Source organism: Kitasatospora sp. NPDC001603, assembly GCF_040298365.1.
GTDB lineage: Bacteria > Actinomycetota > Actinomycetes > Streptomycetales > Streptomycetaceae > Kitasatospora.
Genome location: NZ_JBEPAA010000075.1, coordinates 32,079 through 39,741 on the forward strand (window position 1 = coordinate 32,079; position 7,663 = coordinate 39,741).

Here is a 7,663-nt window from a genome sequence, read left to right on the forward strand (position 1 = left end):
AGAGCGCGCCGGGACCCCGCCTTCGAAGTGGCCGGACGACCGCGCGCGATGATCGGTCGTACACGTTTCACCGATGCCGCCCGGGAGCCGCCCGGCGACACCGCAGTCGCCCGGGCGGCGCCCCGCTTCGAAGGCCAGGCTCCGGGGGGAGCGGCCTTCCAGGACGCCCAGGCACAGCCACTGGGCATCGGATCGCACACCTCCGGTCGGAGCACGCACGATCGAGCCGGCCCGAGCGGCCGGCCACGGGGGGAGCCACAGGTGGTCGAGCAGTTCTCGCGGCGCCCGCGCGAAGAGAGCGCGCCCGGTGCTTCCCTGGCCGTCCCCGAAGCCCCGTACGACTACGCCCACTTCAGCCGGCTCGCCGGTCCGGCCACCACCCCGGGCGACGGCGGCGACACCCCCGGCCCCTACCGCGTCCGCTACCGGAGCCTGCTGCGCCGGGAGCCGCACCGGATCCGGGCCGCGCTGCTCCTGCTGGCCGCCCCGGCGGTCGAGTCGGTGCTGCTGGTCTGGCTGCTGCTCCCCGGCCACTGGCCGGTCCGGCCGGGCGAGACGCACGCCTGGCTGCTGATCGCCGACAAGGCGATGGTCGCGATCATCGCGGTCGTCGAGCTGTTCCGCCTGGTCAACGTCGTCTCCAACACCCACGCCACGCTGGTCGCCCGCGACCCCGTGCCGGTCACGCCCGAACCGGGCACCCGGGTCGCGTTCCTCACCACCTGCGTACCGGGCAAGGAGCCGCCGGAGCTGGTGCGCACCACCCTGGTCGCCGCGCTCGGCGTCCGGCACGACGGACCGTACGACGTCTGGCTGCTCGACGAGGGGAACGATCCCGCGATGCGCGCGCTCTGCGCCCACCTGGGCGTGCGGCACTTCAGCCGGCGCGGCATCGGGCCGTGGAACCGGCCCGAGGGGCGGTTCCGCGCCGGGAGCAAGCACGGCAACTACAACAGCTGGCTCCAGGCCCACGGCGCCGCCTACGACTTCTGGCTCTCGGTGGACACCGACCACGTCCCGCTCCCCGAGTTCGGCGAGCGGATGCTGGGGTACTTCCGGGACGAGGACGTGGCGTTCGTGGTCGGCCCGCAGGTGTACGGGAACTACCGCAGCTCGGGTTCGGCGGTCACCCGGTTCTCCGAGAGCCAGCAGTTCCTGTTCCACGCGCTGATCCAGCGGGCGGGCAACCGCTACGGCGCGCCGATGTTCGTCGGCACCAACAACGCGGTGCGGATCGGCGCGCTGCGGTCGATCGGCGGGCTGTCCGACTCGATCACCGAGGACATGGCGACCGGGCTGGAGTTCCACCGCCGCCGCAACCCGGCCACCGGGGCGCGCTGGCGGTCGGTCTACACCCCGGACGTCCTGGCGGTCGGCGAGGGCCCCTCCTCCTGGACGGACTTCTTCTCCCAGCAGCTCCGCTGGAGCCGGGGCACCTACGAGACGCTCCTGACCCAGTACTGGCGGGCCGCCTGGCGGCTGTCGCCCGGCCGGCTGCTCAACTACACGCTGATGGTCTGCTTCTACCCGATGGCGGCGCTGACCTGGCTGCTCGGCGGGGTGTCGAGCGTGCTCTACCTGGGCTTCGGGGCCTCCGGGGTCCACGTCTCCTCGGAGATCTGGATGATGCTCTACAGCGACGCGGCCGCCCTCCAGGTGCTGCTCTACACCTGGAACCGCAAGCACAACGTCAGCCCGCACGAGCCGGCCGGGTCGTCCGGGGTGGCGGGCATGGCGATGTCGGCGCTGTGCGGGCCGATCTACGCGGCCTCGCTCCTCCAGGCCCTGCTCCGCCGGCGCAGCCGGTTCGTGGTGACGCCGAAGGGCCGCTCGGCCAGCCCCGACGGGGTGGCGACGTTCCGCGTCCACCTGTTCTGGGCGCTGGTGTTCGGCGGGGCGGTCACGGCCTCGTTCTTCACCGGCCACGACCACCTCGCCATGCGCACCTGGGCCTGCCTGGCGCTGCTGCTGAGCCTGCTGCCGATGCTCGTGCTGGCCGCCGACGCGGTCCGCCGCGGGCGGGCCCGGCCGATCTCCACGCTCACGGTCACCGGCGCCGCCGCCCCGAGGGTCCCGCGGCAGCCCCGGGCCGGGGAGCGTGCCGGGGCCGCCTCCGGCACGCAGAGCACCGAGGCCACGGCGCCCGCCGCCACCGGCCGCTGACCCACGCCGCTCAGCCCCGGCCCGTCGAACCAGCCCGTCGAACTAGCCCGTCGTCGCGCCGCAGTAGGAGGGACCACCCACCGTGAGGATCCGCAACGCCGGCCGGACGAGGCGCTTCGCCCTCGGCAGCACGGTCGCCCTGACCGTGGCCGGGATGAACGCGCCGGCCGTCCTCGGCTTCGCCCACGAGCAGTACCACCAGTACGTGATCAACCGCCCGGCCTACAAGGCCGAGTACGGCCACTGGCAGACCGTCGTCCTCCCGGCCGAGTTCCGGATCAACGCCGTCCACGCCAGCCTGCTGCGCACCGGCAAGGTGCTGATCATCGCCGGCTCCGGGAACGACCGGCGCAGCTTCGACGCGGGCTCCTTCAAGAGCCTGCTCTGGGACCCCGCCGCCGACACCTACCGGCGGATCCCGACCCCGGCGGACATGTTCTGCGGCGGCCACACCGCGCTGCCCGACGGCCGGCTGCTGGTGGCCGGCGGCACCCTGCGCTACGAGGCGCTGGACGGCGCCGTGAAGAAGGCGGCCGGCACCATGCGGGTGCGCAACGAGAACCCGGACGCGGCCCGCACCTTCCCCCAGGGCACGGTGTTCACCGGCCCCGGCGGCCACACCTACCTGTCCACCGCCGAGGTGACCGTCCCGGCCGCGACGAAGACCGGCTCCGGCGACCGGACGGTGGTGAAGGCCGGCGAGCAGCACGTGTTCGTGGAGGCGGTGACGGCGGGCACCGGGTCCGTCGAGGACTCCCCCGCCCAGTACGCGATCAAGGGCCTGGACGGCGCCGACGCCCGCAACCTCTACGGCATGGCCGACCGGCTGACCCTGGAGAAGCAGGACTTCCAGGGCATCCGCTCCGCCTTCGAGTTCAACCCGGACACCGAGCTGTACGAGCAGGTCACCGACATGGCGTACGCCCGCTGGTACCCGACGCTCACCGGGCTGGGCGACGGGCGGGTGGTCACCGTCTCGGGGCTGGACGACACCGGGCAGATCCTCGGCGGCAACGACAACGAGATCTACGACCCGGCCCGCAAGACCTGGTCGAAGGCGCCCGACCGCTACTTCCCGACCTACCCCTCGATCTTCCTGACCGCCTCCGGCAAGCTCTTCTACTCCGGCTCCAACGCGGGCTACGGCCCGGCGGACCAGGGCCGCGACCCGGGGCTCTGGGACCTGCGGGACAACAGCTTCCAGCCCGTCCCGGGGCTGCGCGACCCCGCGCTCACCGAGACCTCGTCCTCCGTCCTGCTGCCGCCCGCCCAGGCGCAGAAGGTGATGGTGCTCGGCGGCGGGGGCGTCGGCGAGTCACCGCTCTCCACCGCGCGCACCGACATCGCCGACCTCTCCGCCCCGAAGCCCGCCTTCACCCCCGGGCCGGACCTGCCCGCCGGCGGCACCCGCTACCTCAACAGCGTGATCCTGCCGAACGACACCGTGTTCACCACCGGCGGCTCCCGCGACTACCGCGGCAAGCACCGCAGCGACCTGCTCAAGTCGCAGGTCTACCACCCGGACACCAACACCTTCAGCGCCGCGGCCGAGCCGACCGTCGGACGGAACTACCACTCGGAGGCGCTGCTGCTGCCCGACGGCCGGGTGGTGGTCCTCGGCTCCGACCCGCTCTTCGCGGACAAGGCCGACACCGAACCGGGCACCTTCGAGCAGCGGATCGAGATCTACACCCCGCCGTACCTGTTCCACGGCGCGCGGCCGCGGGTGACCGACGCCCCGGCCGGCGCGAAGCTCGGCAGCACGCTCACGGTGGGCACCCCGGACCCGGCGGGCATCGCCACTGCCAAGCTGGTCCGGCCGAGTTCGGTCACCCACGCGACCGACGTCGAGCAGCGCTCGGTGGCCCTGGCCGTCGGCGCCCGCTCGGCCGGCGGGGTCGCCCTCACCCTGCCCGGCAACCCCGACCTGCTGCCGCCCGGCTGGTACATGCTGTTCGTGACGGACCGGGCCGGCACCCCGTCGGTCGCGCGCTGGATCCAGGTGACCGCCTGATCCCCGGGCGCCCCGACCACCCGGCGCGCCCGGCTACGCGCCCCCGCGCACCAGCCCCAAGGCGTACGGCAGCCAGAACTCGCCCGCCCGGGGCTCGCCGCGGCCGCACTCGCCGTCCGACTCACCCGGGTTCTTGATCCACAGGTACGCGTCCACCCCGGGCCGGCCGGTGGCGGCGGTGGGCGGCTCGCCCAGCGCGCGGCCGGGCGGGTTGCACCAGGCCTCGCTGCTCAGCGGGCCGTTGCCGTTGCGGCTGGTGTCGATGACGAAGTGCTTCCCGCCCAGCGCGGCGGAGAGTTCGGCGCCGTACGCCGCGTCGCGGTCGGTGCTGTAGAAGTTGGAGACGTTCACGGCGAAGCCGTCCGCCACGGCGACGCCGGACTTGCTCAGCGCCCCGGCCATCGCCGACGGGTCCTGGGCCCAGCCGGGGTTCCCCGCGTCCAGGTAGACCCGGACCTGCGGACGCTTCTTCAACTCCTGGACGGCGAAGGCCAGCAGGCCGTACCGCTCGGCGGCGGTCTCGCCCTTGACCCCGCAGCCGTCCAGGGTGTGCGCGACGGCATCCGGCTCCAGCACCACCCAGGCCTTGCGGTCGCCGATCGCCTCGGCGACGCCGGTGATCCAGGAGCGGTAGGCGGCGGCGTCGGCCGCGCCGCCGGCCGAGTACTGGCCGCAGTCCCGGTGCGGGATGTTGTACGCGACGAAGACCGGGGTGCGGTCCACCTCGGCGGCCAGGCGGCTCAGTTGCTCGACGCTGCCCCCGGCGGCCTGGTCGACGAGCCACTGCGAGGAGGGCTGGGAGGCGATTCCGGCGAGGGCGTCGGCCTCGGCCGTCCGGCCCTGACCGCGCAGCGCGGCCAACTGCCGGGCCGCGGACGTCCGGTCGGACACGTAGAACGTCTGACCCGGCAGCTGGACGGGCCCGGCGCCGGCGGCGCCGCCGCTCGCCGTGGCAGAACCGGTGGGCGCGGGCGCCGCGGCGGACCCTGCGCCCGCACTCCCCGGCGGGTCGGCCGAACTCCCGCCGCCGCAGCCCGCCACCCCTGCCGTCAGCCCCAGCAGCGCCGCCCCCACGGCCAGCCGGAACCCCGCCCCTCGCCATACCCGGCGCACGTACCGCCCCTCCCAGACCCGGTCCGGCGACCAGGTCGGCACCCAGCTTCGCACACCGGGTACCGGCCTCCGGCCGACGCCGGTGAACGGCCGGTGACGACGGGCCGGCGCGATGCCCGGCCCGCCGTGCGGTCAGTCCTGCTTCAGGTTCGGCACCTGCCAGTCGATCGGGTCGACGCCGAAGCCGGCCAGCGCCTCGTTGATCTGCGAGAAGGGGCGGCTGCCGAAGAACAGCTTGGCCGAGAGCGGCGACGGGTGGGCGCCCTGGACCACGACGTGCTTGGTGGTGTCGATCAGCGGCAGCTTCTTCTTGGCGTAGTTGCCCCAGAGCACGAAGACCACCGGCTCGTCGCGCGCGCTCACCGCCTTGATCACCGCGTCGGTGAACTTCTCCCAGCCCTTGGCCTTGTGCGAGTTGGCCTCGTGCGCGCGCACCGTGAGGACCGCGTTGAGCAGCAGGACGCCCTGCTCGGCCCAGTGCATCAGGTAGCCGTTGTCCGGGGCGGGGATGCCCAGGTCGGCGTTCAGCTCCTTGAAGATGTTGCGCAGCGACGGGGGCGTCCGGGTGCCCGGGAGCACCGAGAAGCTCATGCCGTGCGCCTGGCCGTCGTCGTGGTACGGGTCCTGGCCGAGGACGAGCACCCGGACCTTCTCGTAGGGCGTGGCCTCCAGCGCCGAGAACTCCTGCCCGCTCGGCGGGAAGACCTGGTGCTCCGCGCGCTCCGCCGCCAGGAAGGCCGCCAGCGCGGCGAAGTACGGCTGCTCCACCTCGGCGCCCAGCACCTCGCGCCAGGACTCCGGCAGCTCCAGCCCGCCGACCGCCCCTGCTTCGGCCCCGCCTGCTTCGGCCCCGCCTGCTTCGACCCCGGCTGCCTCGACCACGCCTGCCTCGACCGTGTCCGTCACGACATCAACCTCCCACCGGACGGCCGCTCACCGCCGCACCGCCCCGACCTCCGGCGTACCGCGCCGCTCGCGCCGCCCGCCCTCTTCCACACCGAACGCTACACAGCTCCACCGACAACTCACTCCGCCGCGGCGCCCGCACCCACCGGCTCGGCACCGGGCGGCTCGGCACCGTCCGCGGGAGCGGCGGCAGCGGCGGCCCGCGCCACCCGGACGTGCTCGACCGCGTTCAGCGCCACCACCAGCACCGCCAGCACCACCAGGACGACGAGCGCCGGCAGCCGCACCATCACCGGCACCAGGGCGAACACCACCGCCGCCGCCACGATCCGGGTGGTCGACACCGCGCGGAACATCATCCACCGGGTGTAGCCGAAGGTCAGCAGGTACAGCCCGCAGCCCCCGTACAGCAGCGCCACCGAGCCCGCCCCGAGGGCCCGCCGCGGGTCGGCCACCGTCTCGCCGAAGCCGACCGCGACCGCGATCACCCCGGCCACCAGCGCGAGGTGGCCGTACTGGAACACCCGGCGGATGACGTCCCGGCGGGAGTCCGCGACGGTGACGGCGTGCCGCATGGCGTCCGCCGCGTAGACGAAGTACTGCCACCAGAGCCCGGCGGAGATGGTGAACGCCGCCGCCACGGCGGCCAGTTCGGCCGCGTCGAGGCGGACGGCGGCGGCCGTGGCGCCGATCCCGACGATCGACTCGCCGAGCGCCACCAGCAGGAACAGCGCGAACCGCTCCGGCATGTGCGACGGGTGGTACGCCACCTTGGCCAGCCGGTTGCGGAACAGCACCGGGCCGGACAGGTCGCAGAGCGCGCCCAGCGTCCAGAGCACCAGTCGCGGCCCCTCCGGGAGCAGCCCGCCCACGAACAGCAGCGGCCCGCTGACCAGCACGCCCACCCCGTACGGCCCGCGCCAGACGCCCGGGACGCGGATCAGCAGCACCAGCAGCAGCACCCGGGCCGCCCAGTACCCGGCGCCGAGCAGCACGCCCCGGCCCTCGTAGGCGCCGGGCACGGCCAGCGCCATGAAGAGGCCGGCCAGGCCGACGGCGAGGATCCCGAGGCGGTCCCTCGGGGTGTCCACGTCGCGGATGTTGGCCTGCACGGTGGTGCCCACCCAGCACCAGTACACCGGGACGAACACCACCAGCGCCCGCGCGACGCCGCCCCAGTCGTGGTGGTGGTGCAGCAGGCCGGAGACCTGCGTGACCGCGAAGACGAAGACCAGGTCGAAGTAGAGCTCCGCCCAGGTCACCCGCTTCTCGTCGATGGACTCCCCCGCCGTACCCATCCCGCCCCCCTCCTCCGCATACGCAACAGGCGCACGCGAACGGACGGGCCCCGCCCGGCCCGCGGCCGGGGGGGGCCCCCGGCATCAGAGCAGAGGGGAGACCAGGGGGACCAGGTCCGCGGACGACGGGACGACCCGGGTGGGCCGGGACGGGGACCCCACCCCCGAC

5 protein-coding genes are annotated in these 7,663 nt (G+C 74.1%); 2 read left to right on the forward strand and 3 right to left on the reverse strand.

What is annotated here, in order from left to right; translation table 11 throughout:
* Positions 1 to 261: 261 nt before the first annotated feature.
* Both ABT263_RS31840 and glxA read left to right on the forward strand, forming a co-directional pair.
* On the forward strand, positions 262 to 2,163 hold the full coding sequence (locus tag ABT263_RS31840; protein ID WP_502885894.1) for a glycosyltransferase family 2 protein: 1,902 nt from the start codon (positions 262 to 264) through the stop codon (positions 2,161 to 2,163).
* Positions 2,164 to 2,245: 82 nt separating this feature from the next.
* Positions 2,246 to 4,177: a radical copper oxidase GlxA gene (gene glxA / locus ABT263_RS31845; protein ID WP_502885895.1), complete on the forward strand. Its 1,932-nt coding sequence runs from the start codon at positions 2,246 to 2,248 to the stop codon at positions 4,175 to 4,177.
* A gap of 33 nt (positions 4,178 to 4,210) precedes the next feature.
* On the opposite strand, the gene ABT263_RS31850 is transcribed toward glxA, so the two are convergent.
* The 3 genes from ABT263_RS31850 to ABT263_RS31860 form a co-directional block, all read right to left on the reverse strand.
* A complete protein-coding gene (locus tag ABT263_RS31850; RefSeq protein ID WP_502885897.1) occupies positions 4,211 to 5,290 on the reverse strand; it encodes a glycoside hydrolase family 6 protein in 1,080 nt (359 codons plus the stop codon).
* A 132-nt stretch (positions 5,291 to 5,422) separates the two neighbouring features.
* Positions 5,423 to 6,100 carry a uracil-DNA glycosylase gene (locus ABT263_RS31855; protein WP_352295664.1) on the reverse strand — a complete coding sequence of 226 codons (678 nt, stop codon included), beginning with the start codon at positions 6,098 to 6,100 and terminating at the stop codon, positions 5,423 to 5,425.
* Between the two features lie 215 nt (positions 6,101 to 6,315).
* Entirely contained in the window at positions 6,316 to 7,494 is a 1,179-nt protein-coding gene (locus ABT263_RS31860) for a low temperature requirement protein A (protein WP_352295658.1), read from the reverse strand.
* Positions 7,495 to 7,663 lie beyond the last annotated feature (169 nt).

Excerpts from the sequence above, each read along its gene's own strand:
- ABT263_RS31860 (WP_352295658.1), bottom strand. The coding sequence starts at position 7,494 with ATGGGTACGGCGGGGGAGTCCATCGACGAGAAGCGGGTGACCTGGGCG.